15 protein-coding genes are annotated in these 17,073 nt (G+C 74.2%); 9 read left to right on the forward strand and 6 right to left on the reverse strand.

The features are described 5' to 3' along the window. Nucleotides 1–53 precede the first annotated feature (53 nt). Entirely contained in the window at nucleotides 54–269 is a 216-nt protein-coding gene (locus tag AC5WAM_RS35970; protein ID WP_366794042.1) for a hypothetical protein, read from the forward strand. An 85-nt stretch (nucleotides 270–354) separates the two neighbouring features. Here the strand turns inward: AC5WAM_RS35970 and AC5WAM_RS35975 are convergent, their stop codons facing one another. Beyond that, the gene (locus AC5WAM_RS35975; protein ID WP_366794043.1) at nucleotides 355–687 is read right to left on the reverse strand and encodes a hypothetical protein; all 333 of its coding nucleotides are present in this window, start codon (nucleotides 685–687) and stop codon (nucleotides 355–357) included. A gap of 623 nt (nucleotides 688–1,310) precedes the next feature. After that, complete coding sequence (locus AC5WAM_RS35980; RefSeq protein ID WP_495520071.1) at nucleotides 1,311–2,093, reverse strand: dioxygenase family protein; 783 nt, start codon at nucleotides 2,091–2,093, stop codon at nucleotides 1,311–1,313. A 145-nt stretch (nucleotides 2,094–2,238) separates the two neighbouring features. Here AC5WAM_RS35980 and AC5WAM_RS35985 point away from each other — a divergent pair, with 145 nt between their 5' ends. Continuing rightward, nucleotides 2,239–2,697 carry a MarR family winged helix-turn-helix transcriptional regulator gene (locus AC5WAM_RS35985; protein ID WP_366794045.1) on the forward strand — a complete coding sequence of 153 codons (459 nt, stop codon included), beginning with the start codon at nucleotides 2,239–2,241 and terminating at the stop codon, nucleotides 2,695–2,697. A gap of 11 nt (nucleotides 2,698–2,708) precedes the next feature. Here the strand turns inward: AC5WAM_RS35985 and AC5WAM_RS35990 are convergent, their stop codons facing one another. Beyond that, nucleotides 2,709–3,440: an MgtC/SapB family protein gene (locus tag AC5WAM_RS35990; RefSeq protein ID WP_366794046.1), complete on the reverse strand. Its 732-nt coding sequence runs from the start codon at nucleotides 3,438–3,440 to the stop codon at nucleotides 2,709–2,711. A gap of 356 nt (nucleotides 3,441–3,796) precedes the next feature. Between AC5WAM_RS35990 and AC5WAM_RS35995 the strand changes: the two genes are divergently transcribed. Beyond that, nucleotides 3,797–5,551, forward strand: a complete 1,755-nt coding sequence (locus AC5WAM_RS35995; RefSeq protein ID WP_495520072.1) for an ABC transporter permease — start codon at nucleotides 3,797–3,799, stop codon at nucleotides 5,549–5,551. A 54-nt stretch (nucleotides 5,552–5,605) separates the two neighbouring features. Beyond that, nucleotides 5,606–6,991: an ABC transporter ATP-binding protein gene (locus AC5WAM_RS36000; protein ID WP_495520073.1), complete on the forward strand. Its 1,386-nt coding sequence runs from the start codon at nucleotides 5,606–5,608 to the stop codon at nucleotides 6,989–6,991. 68 nt (nucleotides 6,992–7,059) lie between these two features. Here AC5WAM_RS36000 and AC5WAM_RS36005 read toward each other — a convergent pair whose 3' ends face one another. Next, entirely contained in the window at nucleotides 7,060–7,698 is a 639-nt protein-coding gene (locus tag AC5WAM_RS36005; RefSeq protein WP_495523718.1) for an NAD(P)-dependent oxidoreductase, read from the reverse strand. Nucleotides 7,699–7,751: 53 nt separating this feature from the next. Continuing rightward, nucleotides 7,752–8,720, reverse strand: coding sequence for an EamA family transporter (locus AC5WAM_RS36010; RefSeq protein WP_495520074.1), 969 nt, complete (start codon nucleotides 8,718–8,720; stop codon nucleotides 7,752–7,754). A gap of 87 nt (nucleotides 8,721–8,807) precedes the next feature. Between AC5WAM_RS36010 and AC5WAM_RS36015 the strand changes: the two genes are divergently transcribed. Continuing rightward, nucleotides 8,808–9,707 (forward strand): LysR family transcriptional regulator, encoded by a 900-nt coding sequence (locus AC5WAM_RS36015; protein WP_366794050.1) that lies wholly within the window; start codon nucleotides 8,808–8,810, stop codon nucleotides 9,705–9,707. A gap of 7 nt (nucleotides 9,708–9,714) precedes the next feature. Here the strand turns inward: AC5WAM_RS36015 and AC5WAM_RS36020 are convergent, their stop codons facing one another. After that, nucleotides 9,715–10,140: an ArsR/SmtB family transcription factor gene (locus tag AC5WAM_RS36020; protein WP_495520075.1), complete on the reverse strand. Its 426-nt coding sequence runs from the start codon at nucleotides 10,138–10,140 to the stop codon at nucleotides 9,715–9,717. Between the two features lie 484 nt (nucleotides 10,141–10,624). Between AC5WAM_RS36020 and AC5WAM_RS36025 the strand changes: the two genes are divergently transcribed. From AC5WAM_RS36025 to AC5WAM_RS36040, 4 genes are all read left to right on the forward strand, one after another. Continuing rightward, a complete protein-coding gene (locus AC5WAM_RS36025; protein WP_495520076.1) occupies nucleotides 10,625–13,453 on the forward strand; it encodes an AAA family ATPase in 2,829 nt (942 codons plus the stop codon). Between the two features lie 262 nt (nucleotides 13,454–13,715). Then, nucleotides 13,716–14,369: a response regulator transcription factor gene (locus AC5WAM_RS36030; protein WP_366794053.1), complete on the forward strand. Its 654-nt coding sequence runs from the start codon at nucleotides 13,716–13,718 to the stop codon at nucleotides 14,367–14,369. A gap of 7 nt (nucleotides 14,370–14,376) precedes the next feature. Continuing rightward, nucleotides 14,377–15,639, forward strand: coding sequence for a sensor histidine kinase (locus AC5WAM_RS36035; RefSeq protein WP_495520077.1), 1,263 nt, complete (start codon nucleotides 14,377–14,379; stop codon nucleotides 15,637–15,639). 443 nt (nucleotides 15,640–16,082) lie between these two features. After that, nucleotides 16,083–17,021, forward strand: a complete 939-nt coding sequence (locus AC5WAM_RS36040; RefSeq protein ID WP_366794057.1) for a streptomycin biosynthesis protein — start codon at nucleotides 16,083–16,085, stop codon at nucleotides 17,019–17,021. Nucleotides 17,022–17,073 lie beyond the last annotated feature (52 nt).

Genomic DNA, 17,073 nt, shown 5'->3' on the forward strand with positions numbered 1-17,073 from the left:
GTACGCCGCCGAAGGAGCACCCGGCCCTTCGCGCCATCCCAGGGAGGACCGCCATGACGCACCACGACCACGACCACCGGCACCCGTCAGGGAAGCCCGCGGAGACGGCCGCCGAGGAGGTCCTCGAGGAAGCCGAGGAGGCGGCCACGCGTGACCCCGGGGAGGAGCGGGACCGCGCCAAGGACGGCGAGGCGGGTGACGCGCTCACTCCGAACCCCGGGGCCCAGGAGGACGCCCACCGCGACGACGACCGCGGCGGCGGGGCGTAGCGCCACCGGCCGCGGGCCGCCGCGCGGGCGTTCACCGGGTGGACCTCACCGCCTCCCGCGACGGTGAGGGCCTCCGGCCGCGCGGTCACGTGTCGACGAGCCGCAGCGTCTCGATGTCGTCCCAGCCGCGCGCGGCGAGCCGGTCCCGCAGCCCGAGTTCGGGGGCGGCGCGCACGACCAGGCACTGGGGCGGGCGGAGATGGCGGCCGAGGACGACGAGGATCTCCAGGGCACTGTTGGCGAAGTAGCGGACACCGGTGAGGTCGAGGGTGATCTCCTGCGACTCCTTGCTCTGTTCGGTGAGGGCCACGGCCAGCGGCCCTCGGTGGGCGCTGACGACCTCGCCGAACAGGCGAACGCCCGCGAACGCGCCCGCGGGCATCATGACGAGGAGGTCGTCGGCGAAGTAACCGCGCATGATGAGTCCTGGATGCCGGGCACCTCGCAGGAGAGGCGGCGATGGGGGGGGGAGGGCCTTCGCGGGCGGCCCCTCGCGCGGTGCCGAAGATGCGGGTGCAGAGTCCCGCTGGACACAGCCGCTGGCGGAGGGGGCCTCGCTCCAGGCCCGAGAGGGCGCCGGACGGGCGTCGCAGCGCTGACGGCGACACCCCTTCCACGGACTGCTCGCAGCGTACTCCCGCGCGTCACTCTGGGGGAGGGTGGGAACACACGGAGTGGCCGCGCGCTCCTGCCTCGCGCGCGCGGCCCGTCCGCCTCGACCGTCGCCCCGTGTGCGGGAGAACGCGGGGGGACGGGAGCGGTCCACCGGCTGACCTGCACTGAGTGCCGCGGTGTCACCGGCTTGGTGCACGGGTGACCCCCACCGCGATCGTTACACCTCGGTGTGCGTACGCCGCCTGACGCAGTCACCCGCACGTGCGGGACGAGTCCGCCCACGGTGGACGTCGAAGGCCCGCCGGTCGCTCGGCACACGCGGCCCGGCCCCTCGCGCGGCAGGGCGGGGTCGCGAAGGGCCGGTACGGCTCGGACGTCGCGGCGCGGGCGCGCTACCGCACCGGGCGCAGGCGCGGCTTCTCGTGCTCAGCCGAACTGGACCGAGCGCTTGGAGAGGCCGAGCCAGGTGCCCTCGATGACGCTGCGCTGCGTGCGCAGGTCGTCCACGGCGGTGCCGAGCGTGACCGCGAGCGGGACGAAGTGCTCCTCGCGCGGGTGGGCGTAGCGGGCGCCCGGAGCCTTGTGCGCGAAGTCCAGGAGCGCGTCCACGTCCCCGGCCGCCAGGGTGCGGCGGCCCCAGTCGTCGAACTCGGCCAGGACGGCGGGCACTTCGTTCCCGGGGTTGATGGCCCGCAGGTTGTGCGTGAAGTGCCCGCTGCCGACGATCAGGACGCCCTCGTCGCGCAGCGGCGCGAGCTTGCGCCCGATCTCCATCAGCTTGAGCGGGTCCAGGGTCGGCAGGCTCACCTGGAGCACCGGCACGTCGGCGTCGGGGTACATCTCCCGCAGCGGTACGTACGCGCCGTGGTCGAGGCCGCGGTCCGGCAGGTCCTGGACCGGTGTGCCCGGGCCGCGCAGCAGCTTGCGGACCTGCTCGGCGAGCTCGGGGGCGCCGGGGGCGGCGTACTGGACGCCGTAGTAGTGCTCGGGGAAGCCCCAGAAGTCGTAGACGAGCGGCACGGCGGTGGTGGCGCCGAGGGCGAGCGGGGCCTCCTCCCAGTGTGCGGAGACCATCAGGATCGCCGTCGGGCGCGGCAGCTCGGCGCCCCAGCGGGCCAGCTCGCCCGGCCAGACGGGGTCCTCGGCGAGGGTGGGGGCGCCGTGGCTCAGGAAGAGGGACGGCATGCGCTCCGGGGCTGGGGTGGTCATGGGTCGGCTCCTTGCGGTGGGGCGCGCCCGGCGGGGCGGTCGGGTGCGCGGCGGGGCACAGCGGCGAGACGGGGGGTTCAAATTTGAACCACCCCTCGACCGTACTGGATGGTTCGAATTTGAACAACAGGCGTAGTCTGGGGCCATGCCCAAGACCCACTGGCTCGACGACGACGAGATGGCCGCCTGGCAGGCCTTCCTGACCGCGGGCGCGCTGCTCAACCGCCGCATCGAGGAGCAGCTCAAGGACGAGTCAGGCCTGTCCCACCTCCAGTACGAGGTCCTGGTGCGGCTCTCCGCCGCCGAGGGGGGCGCGCTGCGCATGACCGAACTCGCCGCGGTGGTCGTCACGAGCAAGAGCGGGCTGACCTATCAGATCAACCAGCTGGAGAAGGCGGGTCTGGTGCGCCGCCGCTCCTGTGCCGACGACGTGCGCGGCGTGTACGCGGTCCTCACCGACGAGGGCCGCCGCCGTCTTGAGGCCGCCGCCCCGGGCCATGTCGACGTGGTCCGGGGTCATCTCATCGACGTGCTGACGCCCGGCCAGCTCACCGCCCTGAAGGAGGGTCTCGGTGAGGTCGCGCGGCGCCTCGGCGCGGCATGAGGGGCTGAGGGTCAGGCCGCCGACCGCTCGGCGCGCGCCTGCTCGTCCTGGTCGGCCAGGTGCCAGTGCAGATCGCGGACGCCGGGCTCCAGGGAGAGCCGGGTCACGAGCTGCTCCATGTCCGCGCCGGGGGCGCCGTCGAGGGTGACGGCGGCTTCGAGCGCGGTGGTCGAGCCGCCCTCGCCGCGCCGGATGCGCAGCCCGGCGAGGCGCGGGTCCGCGCTGCTCAGGAGCTGGATGAGCAGCGCCCGGACATGGGTCTCGGCGCGCCGGTCGCAGGTGACGTGGAAGGCGACCCGCGTGGTGGTGTCGGCGCTCGCCTGCGGGGCCCGGTCGATGAGACGGCTGGTGGGCCGCAGGACCAGGTGGACGCCGATCACCGCGAACGCGCCGAGCAGCGCGAGCGCGAGCCGCCCCGAGGCGGCGAGGACGCCCACCGCCGCCGAACACCACAGCGTGGCCGCCGTGTTGAGGCCGCTGATGGAGGCGCCCTCGCGCATGATGACGCCGCCGCCGAGGAAGCCGACGCCGGAGACGACGTACGACGCGACCCGGGTGGGGCTCGTGGGGTCGGCCATCGCCTCGCTGTAGAGCACGAAGAGGGTGGCTCCCGCGGCGACGAGCGCGTTGGTGCGCAGGCCCGCCATGCGGGCGCGCCATTGGCGCTCCACCCCGATGAGGGCGCCGCAGCCGACGCCGGTGGCCAGGCGGAGAGCGAAGTCGAACGTGGTCAGGGCCTGCATGGCGGCACCTCCCGGTGGCGCGGTCGTACGGGACACCCCATAGTTGCATGCTTGCGCAAATGCGCATAGAGGATCCCCATCGGAGACCGCCCTCCACCTGCTTATTTGCGTATCGACGCAAAGAAGCGCACACTTCCCCTGGCCCCCCACGGCCCCTGTCCGGCACATCACCGAAGGAGGCAGCCATGGGCGCAGACCCTCCCAGTAGCGGCCGCTGCCTCGACGGCGGCTTCTGATCCCGCTAGTCAATTCACTTACGCACACCGGGCATCGCCCTGGACCCCGCACGGCCCGCCGCGTTCTGCGGTCGCGGCCCGGGGGCCGCTGTGCCCACAGTGTGGTCGGAGGTTCTTGTGATGTCGTTCCGGACCAGCGGCGGCGCTCCCCGCGCCCCGCTCGCCAGCCGGTTCGCGGGCCGTGTGTCCCGCATGACGTGGGTGGACGTGGTGGTCGCCGCGGCCGTCCTGGTACTGCTCTACCTCGTCCTCAAGGTCGGTCAGGGCACCACCGTCCGCTTCTCCACCGAGCGGTCGGTCACGGTGGACACCGACCCGGCGCGACTGCCGTACGACGCGGCGCGCTCGCTCCTGCGCATGTTCGCCGCGCTCGCGGCCTCGATCGCCTTCACCTTCGCGTACGCCTACGCGGCGGCCAAGAGCCGCCGCCTCGAGCGGATCCTGATCCCGGCCCTCGACATCCTCCAGTCCGTGCCCGTGCTCGGCTTCCTGACGGTCGCGGTGACCGGGTTCCTCGCACTGTTCCCGGGCTCGATGCTCGGCCTGGAGTGCGCGTCGATCTTCGCGATCTTCACCTCGCAGGCCTGGAACATGACGTTCGGCTTCTACCAGTCCCTCACCGCGCTGCCCCGCGAACTCGACGAGCTGTCCCGGTCGTTCCGCTTCACCAAGTGGATGCGGTTCTGGAAGGTCGAGGTCCCGGCCGGGACGATCGGCCTGGTCTGGAACGGCATGATGAGCTTCGGCGGCGGCTGGTTCTTCCTCGTCGCGTCGGAGGCCATCAGCGTCAACAACAAGGAGTACGCGCTGCCGGGCGTCGGCTCCTACGCCGGAGCGGCCGTCGCCGACGGCGACCTCGGCAAGGTCGGCTGGGCCGTCCTCACCATGGCCGTCATGGTCATCGGCGTGAACTTCCTGTTCTGGCGGCCCCTGACCGCCTGGGCGGAGCGGTTCAGGAACGAGCAGTCCGAGGCGAGCGAGGTGCAGCGCTCGGCCGTGCTCGACCTCCTGCGCCGCTCCCACTGGCCCCGGCTGCTCGGATCCCTGCTGCGCCCGGCGGGCCGCGCCCTGGGCCGGGCCGCCCGCGTCCTCGGCACCGACGACCGGCCGCTGTCCTTCGACCCGGCGCGGCGGCGCACCGGCGACATCGCCTTCGCGCTCGTCGCGGGCGGTCTCATCGCCTGGGGCCTGGCCGACCTCGGCGGCTATCTGCACGACCGCACCGGACTCGGCGTGTTCGGCGAGCCGCTCCTCCTCGGCCTCGTCACCTTCGCCCGCGTCGTCGTGCTGGTCGCCGCCGCCACCGTCGTCTGGGTGCCCGTCGGCGTGTGGATCGGCTTCTCGCCGCGCCTGACCCGGATCGCCCAGCCCGTCGTCCAGGTCCTGGCGTCCTTCCCCGCCAACTTCCTGTTCCCGCTCGCCGTCTGGTTCTTCCTGCGGACGGGCCTGTCCCTCGACGTCGGCGGCATCCTCCTGATGGCGCTCGGCGCCCAGTGGTACATCCTCTTCAACACCATCGCCGGTGCCATGTCGATCCCGAGCGACCTGCGCGAGGCCATGGACGACCTCGGCGTACGCGGATGGCAGCGCTGGCGGCGGCTGGTCCTTCCCGGCGTCTTCCCGGCGTACGTCACCGGCGGCATCACCGCGTCCGGCGGCGCCTGGAACGCCTCGATCGTCTCCGAGGTCGTCACCTTCGGCGCCACCACCCTGACCGCCACCGGCCTCGGCGCGTACATCGCCCGGGCCACCGCCGACGGCGACTTCCCCCGGCTGCTCGCGGGCGTCGCCGTGATGAGCCTGTACGTGGTGGGGCTCAACCGGCTGCTGTGGCGCCGCCTCTACCGCCTCGCCGAACGGCGCTACTCCCTCTGACCGCCGACCGGTCCCCGAACGTCCCCGCCCGCCTGGAGAACTGGAGCCTCCCTCATGGCACTCAAGGCCCTCCGCGCCCTGCGCACCCCGACCGCCCGCCCCGCCGGCAGGCCCCCGCGCGCCGCCGACGGCGACGTCCTGCTCGAAGCCGCCGGGCTCACCAAGTCCTACGCGGGCGCCGACGGCGAACTGCCCGTGCTCGCGGGCGTCGACCTGACGATCCGCGCGGGCGAGATCGTCGCCCTGCTCGGCAAGTCCGGCTCGGGCAAGTCCACCCTGCTGCGCTGCCTCGCCGGGCTCATCCCGGCGAGCTCCGGCTCCGTCGCCTACCGCGGCGAGCCGCTGACCGGCGCCAACCCGGGCACGGCCATGGTCTTCCAGACCTTCGCGCTGCTCCCGTGGCTGACGGTGCAGCAGAACGTGGAACTCGGCCTGGAGGCGCGCGGCGTGCCCGCCGGCGAACGGGCCCGCGCCGCCGTGCAGGCCATCGACCTGATCGGCCTGGACGGCTTCGAGTCGGCCTACCCCAAGGAGCTGTCCGGCGGCATGCGCCAGCGGGTCGGCTTCGCCCGCGCCCTCGTCGTCGAGCCGGACGTCCTGATGATGGACGAGCCGTTCTCCGCGCTCGACGTGCTCACCGCCGAGAACCTGCGCGGCGAGCTGATGGAGTTGTGGGAGTCCGGCCAGTTCCCGACCCGGGCCGTGGTCCTGGTGACCCACAACATCGAGGAGGCCGTCCTGATGGCCGACCGCGTGGTCGTCCTGGGCTCCCGCCCCTACGGCACCGTCCGCGAGACCATCGAGGTCGGCCTGGAGCGCCCGCGCGACCGCACCGCGCCCGCCTTCGAGGAGCTGATCGACCGCGTCTACCGGGTCATGACCGGCCGCCCCCGCGAATCCCGCCTCCCGGGCCGCACGGAGGCGGCGGAGCCGGACCGGCGCACCGTCGCCACCACCCCGCTGCCCCCGGCCACCGTCGACGGCCTGTCCGGCCTCGCCGAGACGGTCGCCCACCGGGGTGGGAGCTGCGACCTCGCCGAGCTCGCCGACGACCTCGCGCTGGACGTCGACGACCTGCTGCCGCAGGTCGACGCGCTCGACCTGCTCGGCTTCGCCCACGTCAGGGGCGACGACCTCGTCCTGACCGAGGCGGGCGCCGCGTTCGCCGGGGCCGACGTACAGACGTCCAAGCCGCTGTTCGCCCGCGCCGCCCTGGAGGTCCCGCTGGTGAAGCTGATCACCAACAGCCTGCCCGGGAGCCCGGGCGGCACCGCCCGCGCCGGGTACTTCCGCGACCTGCTCGCCCACCACTTCACGAGCGAGCAGGTCGAGCGGCAGCTGGAGACGGCCACCGACTGGGGCCGGTACGCGGAGCTGTACGCCTACGACGCGGACCACGAGGAGTACCGGCTCGACGAGGCCGGCGAGAGCGCCCCGTAGAGGTACGGGGAACCGCGCGGCCGGCCACGACGGACCGGCGGGCGACCGCGGCGCGGCCGGTGACGCGCTCAGGCGGCGGCGACCGTGATGTGGCGCTCCGCGCCGGGGGCCTCCAGCTCGTCGACCACGGCGGCCGCCAGGTCCTCCGCGCTGATCCACGAGCGGCCGTCGGCGCCGGTGAGCAGGGTGTCGGTGCCGCGCCGGTAGCGGCCCGTGCGGTCGCCGGGCTCCAGCAGCGCCGGCGGGCTCAGATAGACCCAGTCGCCCCCGGCGTGGTCCTGGCAGGTCCGCAGCTGGGCCACCCCGGCGGCGGCGACGGCCGTCACCGCCGCGGGCACGTACGTCGGATCGTCGGCGACCAGCAGATCCGCCGCGCCCGGGCTGCGCAGCGCCCCCGCGCCCCCGACCACGAGGACGCGCAGGCCGAGCCGCGCGGCGCTGTCGAGGACCGACCGCGTGGCCCCGACCAGGAACTCCTGGTCGACCGGCAGGGTCCGCAGGGTCACCACGACCGCGTCCGCGCCGGAGCCCGCGAGGGCCGCGTGCAGGGACTGCGGGTCGCGGGCGTCGACCCCGACCGGCGTCACGTGCGGTGCGTCGTCGGCGGGCCGCCGGGACAGGGCGAGCACGCGGTGCCCCCGGGCACCGGCCTCGGCGATCACCCGGCTGCCCACCATCCCGGTGGCGCCGAGCACGGCGATCGTCATGCCCGCCCTTGTTTCCTCCAGAATCTCCCGCGTGGCCGTCGTCACCGAGGTGTTCATCGCGTCCGCTCTCCTTGCGTCAGGTGTTCCGTTACGTGGATGTCGGGTGTGGTGCTGGGGTGCGGCGGCCGTGGGGGACCGAGCTGCGTGGCGAGCAGCGCCGCGAGGGCGAGGGCGAAGCCGAGGCCCTGCGGCAGGTTCAGGGACTCGCCGAGCGCGAGGCCGACGACGGTGGCGACCAGCGGCGAGAGCAGCACCAGCGGCGCGGACGCGCCGACCGGCAGCTTGCCGATGCCGCGGAACCACAGCGTGAACGAGACGATCCCGCCCATGCCGCCGAGCCACAGGTAACCGGCCGCGGCGGCGCCGTCGATCCCGTGCGGCACCCCCTCGACCAGGAGCGTGAGCGGGAGCAGCAGCAGCCCGCCCGCCGTGAGCTGCCAGCCCGCGAGGGCCAGCGGGCCGACCCCCGCGGGGCGGCCCCAGCGCTTGGTGAGGACGATCCCGCCCGCCATGCCCGCCGTTCCGCCGAGGGCGGCCAGGATGCCGACGGCGTCCAGGCGGGCCTGCGGGCCGAGCACGACGAGCCCGACACCGAGCACACCGAGCCCGCCCCAGGCCCACTGCCAGGCCGTCGGCCGGTCGCGGAGCACCACGATGGAGAGGGCGGCGACCAGCAGCGGCTGGGTGGCGCCGAGGGTGGCCGCCACCCCGCCGGGGAGCCGCTCGGCCGCCAGGAACAACAGGGGGAACAGCGCACCGATGTTGAGCGCGCCCACGACGGCGGCCTTCCACCACCAGTCCCCGCGGGGCAGGACCCGGGTGAGCGCCAGGGCGAGCAGCCCCGCGGGCAGGGCGCGCACGAGCCCGGCGAACAGCGGCTGCCCCGGCGGCAGCAGCTCCGTGGTCACCGCGTACGTGGTGCCCCAGGAGGCGGGGGCGAGTGCGGTCAGCGCGACGGTCGCCACCCGTGGCGCCGCAGGGGCCCGCGAAGGGCCCGGTGACCGCTCGGTCGGTATCGGCATGCTCGGCATGTGAGGAGTCTCGGCCGCACCCCACCATGGCTCCAAAGCATGGTTGTCATGGCAGCTATGAACGATCACCATGATCGCGTGGATCTCCAGCAGATGCGGTACGTCGTCGCCGTCGCCGAAACCCGTAACTTCACGCGCGCCGCGGAGCGCTGCTCCGTGGTGCAGTCGTCCCTCAGTCACCGGATCGCGAGCCTGGAGCGGGAGCTGGGGGTGAAGCTGTTCGCCCGGTCCAGCCGCCGCACCGAACTGACCAGCGCGGGCGAGGCGTTCCTCGTCGGCGCGCGCGAGTGCCTGGCCGCAGCGGAGCGCGCGGGCGCCGACGCCGCGGCCGCGTCGGGCGTGGTGCGCGGGCGGCTCGCCGTGGGCGTGATCGTGACCACGGCGGCCGTCGACGTGGCCGAACTGCTCCAGCGCTACCGCGCCCGCCACCCGGACGTCCGGGTCTTCCTGCGGGGCGGCCGCAGCGACGCGCTGACGGCCGCGGTCCGCGACGGCGATCTGGACATCGCCTTCCTCGGCCTGCCGGAGGGCGATGTGCCCTCCGGCGTGGAGTCCCTCGTCCTCGACCGCGACGAGCACGTGCTCGTCGTGCCCGCCGGGCACCGCCTCGCGGGTGCCGACCGGGTCACGCTGGGGGAGATCGCGGGGGAGACGTTCGTGGACTTCGCGGCCGGGTCGCCCGCCCGGGCCCAGTCCGATCAGGCGTTCGCGGCGGCGGGCCTGGTCCGTGACGTGGCGTACGAGGCCCAGGTCGCCCTGATGACCGGCCTCATCGCGCGTGGGCTCGGAGTCGCGCTGCTGCCGTCGGCGTTCATCCGGCCGCCGGTCGCCGCGGACCCCGGGCTCGCCCTCGTCCCGGTGGTCGACGGGCCGCGGCGCGTGGAGTACCTGGTGTGGAGCCGGTTCAACCCCAGCCCCGCCACCCGGGCCCTGCTCGCCGTCCTCGGCGTCAAGGAGCAGCGGGCGGCGGCATCCTGACGGGTGGTCAGTGCCCGGTCGCCGGGCGGCGGCGCGCGGCCCGGCCCACCCGGGCCCGCGGCGTCCCGGCGGGCGCGTGCGCGACGGCGGGCCCGGCGGCGGCGCCCTCCGGGGCGCCCGGCTCGGCCCCCGCGGCGGCGGGCCGGGCCACCAGGGCCGCCTCTTCGAGGAGGCCGCGCACGTCCGCGGCCCGGTAGTAGATCCGGGTGCCCTCGCGGCGCGGCACCACGAGTCCGGCCGCCCGCAGCTTCGCCAGGTGCTGGGAGGTCGCGGCCACGTGCGCGCCGATCAGCTCCGCGAGCGCGCTGACCGGCAGCTCCTGCTGGCTGAGCGCCCACAGCAGGCGGTAACGGGAGGGGTCGGCCACGGCCTTGAGCACGGCCACGGCCCGGTCCGCGGCCGCCGCGTCCCACGACTGTCCTTGCGCATCCATGCAAGTAGGGTACGTCGGCTCCAGGGGCGGTGGGTGTCCGCGGGGGACGGCTACCGGCCACCGCCGGGGCGTCGGCGACGCCCGCTGGAAGGCGGCCGCAAGCCCTTTCAGGGCGAAGGTCCGGGCCAAGGCGGCGGGCGCGGGGCCGCCGAGGCGGACGTGTTCAGCTGCAAGTCCGCCGCGGGAGCGTCGCGCCAGGTCAGCGCGGCAGGCCCGGCACGCCCTTCTGAATAGCCATTGCTTTTCGCTCCAGAGGAATAGTGCAACAAACATCAGGCAATGCGGAAGTAAGAAATCCGTTCATGGAGTCGATGGCGAAATTTCGGCGGTTGCCGGGCCCGATTGCGTTAAATTCCGCTGGTAGTCGATTTTCTGGTGTGGAAGAATCTTCAATCAGCTGGTCGGTCGCGTCCGAAAGATTGGGTCAGACCATCGGCAGTGCCGGACACGAGTCAGCCGTCAGGTGCGGGGGAGAAGTCGGCTCATGAATGTGGTGGAACGGGACGAGGAATTCTCGATCATGGAAGGCATGCTCGGCGCCACCGTCGCCGGGCAGGGCGGAGCGCTCTTGGTGAGCGGGGTCGCGGCGAGCGGGAAGACCGCGCTGCTGCGTGCCTTCGGCGCTCGGGCGCACGCCGCTGGGGCGCTGTTGATGCAGGCCACGGCCTCGGATGTGGAGCGCGATATGCCCCTGGGGGTGATGGGGCAGCTGCTGCTCGGCGCGGAGCTGCCGGACGTCGACGCCACCAGGGCGGCACGGCTCGTCGATCTCGTGGCGGTCACCGTGCCGGCGCGCCGGGCGCGGGCCGCGCTGCCCGCCACGGTGGTGAATGTGATCACGGAACTCAGTGGGATTATCATCGAAAAGGCGAAGGAAAGGCCGGTGGTGCTCGTCATCGATGACGTCCAGCACGCCGATCTCTATTCTCTGGAAGGGCTGCTCTATCTCGCGCGCAGGCTGGATGCGAGTCGCATTCTGATGCTGCTCGGAGAAAGCGGAAGTGGCCTTTCCGGCAATACGGGATCCGGCGCGGCGTGCTTCCAGATGGATCTGCTGCGCGTTGCCGGCTGCCGCCATATCAGGCTCGGCCCGCTGACCCGGCGGGGCGTGGCCGAGCTGGCCGCCGCGTGCGGGGGCCACGGGCAGCGGTGGTGGGGGACGCGCCCGCTGGTCGCGGAGCTCCACCGCATCGGCGGCGGAAACCCCTTGCTCACCCGGGCACTGATCGAGGACGGCCGTGGACCGGGCGCCGGGAGTCGCGAGGGCGGCCCCGCGGCCCTGGTGCCCGGCGAGGCCTTCGAACAGGCCGTGACGATGTGCCTGTACCGCAGCGACACCGCGATGCGGAACACCGCCTGGGCGCTCGCGGTCCTCGGCCCGCACGCCGCCCACGCCGAGCTGGCCGAAGTCCTCGGCGTCAGCCGCGAGTCGGCGCACCGCAGCCTGGACGCGCTGCGCGCCGGAGGGCTGCTCGGCTCCGGCTGGTTCCGCCACGAGGCGGGCCGCGCCGCGGTCCTGCGCAGCATGGAGCCCGCGCACCGCGCGCACCTGGAGGCCCGCGTCGCCGAGGTCCTGCACGACCACGGCCACGCGGCCACGGTGGTCGTGCGCCATCTGATCCAGGCGGGCCCCGTCGACGCCGCGTGGGCGCTGCCCACCCTCCTTGAGGCCGCCGAGCGGGCCCTCGCCGACGACGAGGTGGGGCTCGCCCTCGCCTGTCTGCGCGCCGCCCGCGACAGCTGCGCGGACGAGCGGCGCTCCCTGGAGATCAGGGCCGCGCTGGCCCGGGCCGCCCGGCGGGTCAACCCGGCCACGGCCGCCCAGCACCTGCCCGCGCTCACCGCCGGGGCGCTCGCGGGCCGCGTCAGCACCCGGCACGCGGCCGAACTCGTCGGTCACCTGCTGTGGTTCGGGCAGGTCGACCAGGCCACCGCCGTGCTGCGCGCCGCCGAGAAGTGCCGCGCGGCGGGCGCGGCGCCCGGCGCGGGCACCCCGCACCGGCTCGACGACGTGCGGCTCTGGCTGGCGTACGAGTATCCGGGCCTGCCGCGCCCCGCCCGGTCGGCCGACGAGGCCTCGTGGGGGGCCGGACCCGCGCGCAGCGCGCACGAACGGGCGGCGACGCTGGTGCGGGCGGTGCTCGACGGGGCCGGTGACGACGTCGTGGTGCGGGCGGAGCAGACCCTCCAGGGCACCCGTCTCGACGACGGCACGGTGCCCGCGCTCGTCGTCGCGCTGAACGCGCTGATCCTCGCCGACCGCCTGGACAAGGCGGCGTACTGGAGCGAGACCCTGTTCAAGGAGGCCACCGCGCGCAGCGCCCCCATGTGGCAGGCGCAGCTCGCGACCGTCAAGGCCCGCGTGGAGGTCAGGCTCGGCGGGCTCGCCGCGGCCGACCGGTCCGCGCACACGGCGATCACGCTGGTGCCCGCCGAGGGCTGGGGCGTCGCCCTCGCGGCGCCGGTCGCCCTCGCCGTGTACGCCAAGACCGCCCTCGGCCGGCTGGACGACGCGGCCGCCCATCTGTGCGTCCCCGTACCGGAGATGGCCTTCCACACGCCCGACGGCCTCGTCTATCTGTGGGCGCGCGGGCACTACTACCTGGCGGCGGGCCGGCCGTACGCGGCGCTCGACGACTTCCGCACCTGCGGCGACCTCATGACCTGCTGGGACCTGGACCTGCCCGGACTCGTGCCCTGGCGCACCGACGCGGCCCAGGCCCATCTGGCCCTGGGCGACGAGCGCCGCGCCCACGACCTCGCCGAGGAGCAACTGGCCCTGGTCGGCCCGGGGGCGGCCTGGACGCGCGGCGTCTCGCTGCGGGTCCTCGCCCGCACCCTCCCCGCGGCCCACCGTCCGCCGCTCCTGGAGGAGGCCGTGGAGACACTGCGCGAGAGCGGGCACCGGCTCGAACTCGCCCGCGCCACCGACGAGCTGGCCCGCGCCCACCGCGAACTCGGCGGCGCCGGGCAGGCCAGGTCCCTCGCCCGCAAGGCGCAGCAGCTGGCCCGCGAGTGCGGCGTGCCCGCCCCCGCCCCGCCGCGGCCGGCCGACCCCGGCACCCCGCTGGGCGGCGACGGCGCCTGGGCCCCGCCCGCCGCCGGACGCCCGGTCGAACTGAGCGACGCGGAGCTGCGCGTGGCCACCCTCGCCGCCCGCGGGCACACCAACCGGCAGATCGCGGACAAGCTGTTCATCACCATCAGCACCGTCGAGCAGCACCTGACCCGCGCCTACCGGAAACTGGACGTCCAGCGCCGTACGGACCTCACGGAGAAGATCAGACCCGCCGCGGGCAGCGGCACCCGCTAGCGGCGCCCCGCGCCGCGCCGGGACCGGTCGCGGACGTCCGTCGGTCGTCTCCGTGGTCACCGTCCCGTTCTACGAGGCGGACGGTCACAGGGCGGTCCGCACGTCCGCTCCGGTCACAGGGGGCCACCGGGCACCCACCGGCGCCGGGCGCGGTCCTGTGGACACCGGGCGGCGCCGGTACGCTGCCGCTGTGGGACGGGCCCGGGCTGTGACCCGTGCGTGACGCGGGCCCGGGCAGTCTCCAGTGGTGCGGGGGTGGCCGATGAGAGTGCTCGTGGTCGAGGACCACACCGAACTCGCCCAGTCCGTGGCGCGGGTCCTGCGCCGCCAGGGCATGGCGGTCGACGTGGCGTACGACGGCGCCGACGCGCTGGAGCGCACGGCGGTGGTCGAGTACGACGTCGTCGTCCTGGACCGGGACCTGCCCGTCGTCCACGGCGACGAGGTGTGCAGCCGTCTGGCCGCGCAGCCGGTGCACGCCCGCGTCCTGATGCTCACCGCGTCCGGCACCATCGCCGACCGCGTCGACGGCTTCAACCTCGGCGCGGACGACTATCTGCCCAAGCCCTTCGCGTACGCCGAGCTGGTCGCCCGCATCCGCGCGCTCGCCCGGCGCCCGCAGCCCGCCCTGCCACCGATCCTCGTCCACGACGACCTGTGCCTGGACCCGGCGCAGCGGATCGCGACCCGGGCCGGGCACCGACTGGCCCTCACGCCCAAGGAGTTCGCGGTCCTGGAGTATCTGCTCGCCGCCCAAGGGAGGGTGGTGTCGGCGGAGGAACTCCTGGAACGGGTGTGGGACGAGGCCGCCGACCCCTTCACCACCACCGTCAAGGCGACCATCAACCGGCTGCGCCCGAAGCTCGGCACCCCGCCCGTCATCGAGACCGTGCCTCGGGGTGGGTATCGGATTTGAGGCATCCATGCGACTGACCGCGCCGTCCGCGCCCGCTGCGATCCGCCGACTGCTGCCGAAGCGGGTGCGGATGCGCCTGACGCTCCTGTACGGCGTGCTGTTCGTCGTGTCCGGCGCCGTGCTGCTCGCGATCACCTATCTGCTCGTCACCCACGCCTCGACGAGCGTCGTCCTCGGCAGGGAGGGCGACGGGCCCGTCCTGGGGCGCGCGGACGGCGCGAGCGGCCCGCTCGGCCTGACCGGCGGCCAGGTGCCGCTGCCCCTCAAGGACGGCACCCGGGCGCTGCGCGAACACGCCTACCGCCAGCACCAGCAGGACCTGCGGAGCCTCGTGGTGCAGTCCGGCATCGCCCTCGCCATCATGGCCGTCCTGTCCATCGCGCTCGGCTGGCTCGTCGCCGGGCGCGTGCTGCGGCCGCTGCGCACCATGACCGGCACCATCCGCCGCATCTCCGCGCGCAACGTGCACGAGCGCCTCGCCGTCGCGGGCCCCGCCGACGAGCTGAAGGACCTCGCCGACACCGTCGACGGGCTCCTCGGCCGTCTGGAGACCGCCCTCGACGCGCACAAGCGCTTCGTCGCCAACGCCGCCCACGAACTGCGCACCCCGCTCACCCTGGAGCACGCGCTCGTGGAGGAGTCGCTCATGGACCGCGAGGCCACCGTGGAGTCGTACCGCGCGAATCTGGAGCGGCTCCTCACGATCAGCGAACAGCAGGCACGGCTGCTCGAATCGCTGCTCACCCTGTCCAGCAGCGAGCGCGGCCTGGACCGCCGCGAGCCGCTCGACCTGGCCGACGTCGCGGAGCAGACGGTCCGCGTGCCGCGCCCCGACGCCGCGCGGCACCGGCTGCGGATCACGACGAGCACCGCGCCCGCCCCGCTGGCGGGCGACTCCGCGCTCGTTCAGCGGCTCGTGGCGAACCTCGTCGACAACGCCGTGGGCTACAACGTGCCCGGCGGACACGTGCGGATCAGCACGGGCACCGAGGACGGCCGGGCCCTCGTGACCGTCGTCAACTCCGGCCCCCGGGTGCCGCCGGAGCAGGTGGAGCGGCTCTTCGAGCCCTTCCAGCGGCTCGGCCGCACCGCCGACGAGGGCCACCACGGGCTCGGCCTGTCCATCGTCCGCACCATCGCCACCGCCCACGACGCCCTGCTCAGCGCGTCCGCCCGGCCCGGCGGCGGCCTGGTGGTGGCGGTCGCCTTCCCGGCGCGCGCCGAGCCCGCGAACCCCGCGCCGCTCCACTACCCCACCACCGTCCGGTGACGTCCGGATAGGGGTGAATAGGGGTGTCCGGGGCGCGGACCGGCCTGTTAATGAGGGGTACCAGGCCGGAAAGCGCGTTGTTAAGGTGAGCGTGTTCGGCTATCACGAAGTCGTTCTGTTACGTCATGAATGCGGTGTCGCGCAGATCGCGCCAGGAAATACGGGCTCGCGGAATGCGACGCCGTCCGTGAACGCCGTGTCGTAGAACAACGCGGCGCATCACGCCAGGACATCGAATTCGGGGATTTCGGAGACTTCAGAGCCGCAGACGTCGGTGCCGCTCGGTCCGGGACACGAGTCCGCGTGACGACATCCGCGGCACGCACCGGGGAGACGAAACGGCGGTGGGTATCGGCGGCCTGCTCGGCGCGAACACATCATGAGGGGGAGTTGAGTTGGCACTACCCGGGCACCCGCGCATCGATCGACTCACGGTCGTCGAAGTGGAGATCAGCACACTGTCGACGGCCGGTTCACCCAGACTCTCCGGAGCGGATCCGGACCACGTGGAGACACTGGCCGCGGTGCAGACACCACTGCCGCCGATCACCGTGCACCGCTCGACGATGCGGGTCATCGACGGGCTGCACCGCGTGCGCGCCGCACAGGTGCGCGGCCGGACCGCGATCGCCGCCCGGTTCTTCGACGGCGACGAGGCCGACGCCTTCGTGCTCGCCGTGGAGTCCAACATCGCCCACGGGCTTCCGCTGACGACCACGGACCGCAAGCGCGCGGCCCGGCGCATCATCACCTCCCACCCGCAGTGGTCGGACCGCATGATCGCCTCGGTCGCGGGCATCGCGCCCGGCACGGTCGCCGAGATCCGCAGGCGCGCGCCGGGCCAGGTCACCGGCGCGCAGTCCCGCATCGGCCAGGACGGCCGGGTCCGCCCGGTCAACGGCGCCGAGGGCCGCAGGCTGGCCAGCGAGATCATCGCGGAGAACCCGGGCCTGTCGCTGCGCCAGGTCGCGCGGGCCGCCTCCATCTCGCCCGAGACGGTCCGCGACGTGCGCAACCGCATGATGCGGGGCGAGGATCCGCAGCTGCGGCGCGGACGGCGGGCCGGCTGCCGGGAGGCGGCGCCGCCCGCGCCGCGCACGGGCTTCGGCCCGGTCGCGGTGCCCGACCGGGGCCAGGCCCAGGCCCGCGCCGCGATCGTGGACCGGCTCAAGGCGGACCCGGCCCTGCGGTTCAGCGAGACCGGGCGCATGCTGCTGCGGCTGCTCACCATCCACACGCTGAGCCCGGAGGACTGGGACAAGATCATCGACAGGGTGCCGCCGCACTGCGGTGCCATCGTGGCCGAACTCGCCACGGACTGTGCGGAGATGTGGGCGGAGTTCGCGCAGCGCGTGCAGCGCAAGGCCGTGGAGACGGCCTGAGCGGGGGCTCGGCCGCTGGGCGGCCGCCGGCTGCCCGCTGCCGCCTGCCGTG

The organism is Streptomyces sp. JLYT201 (assembly GCF_059448825.1).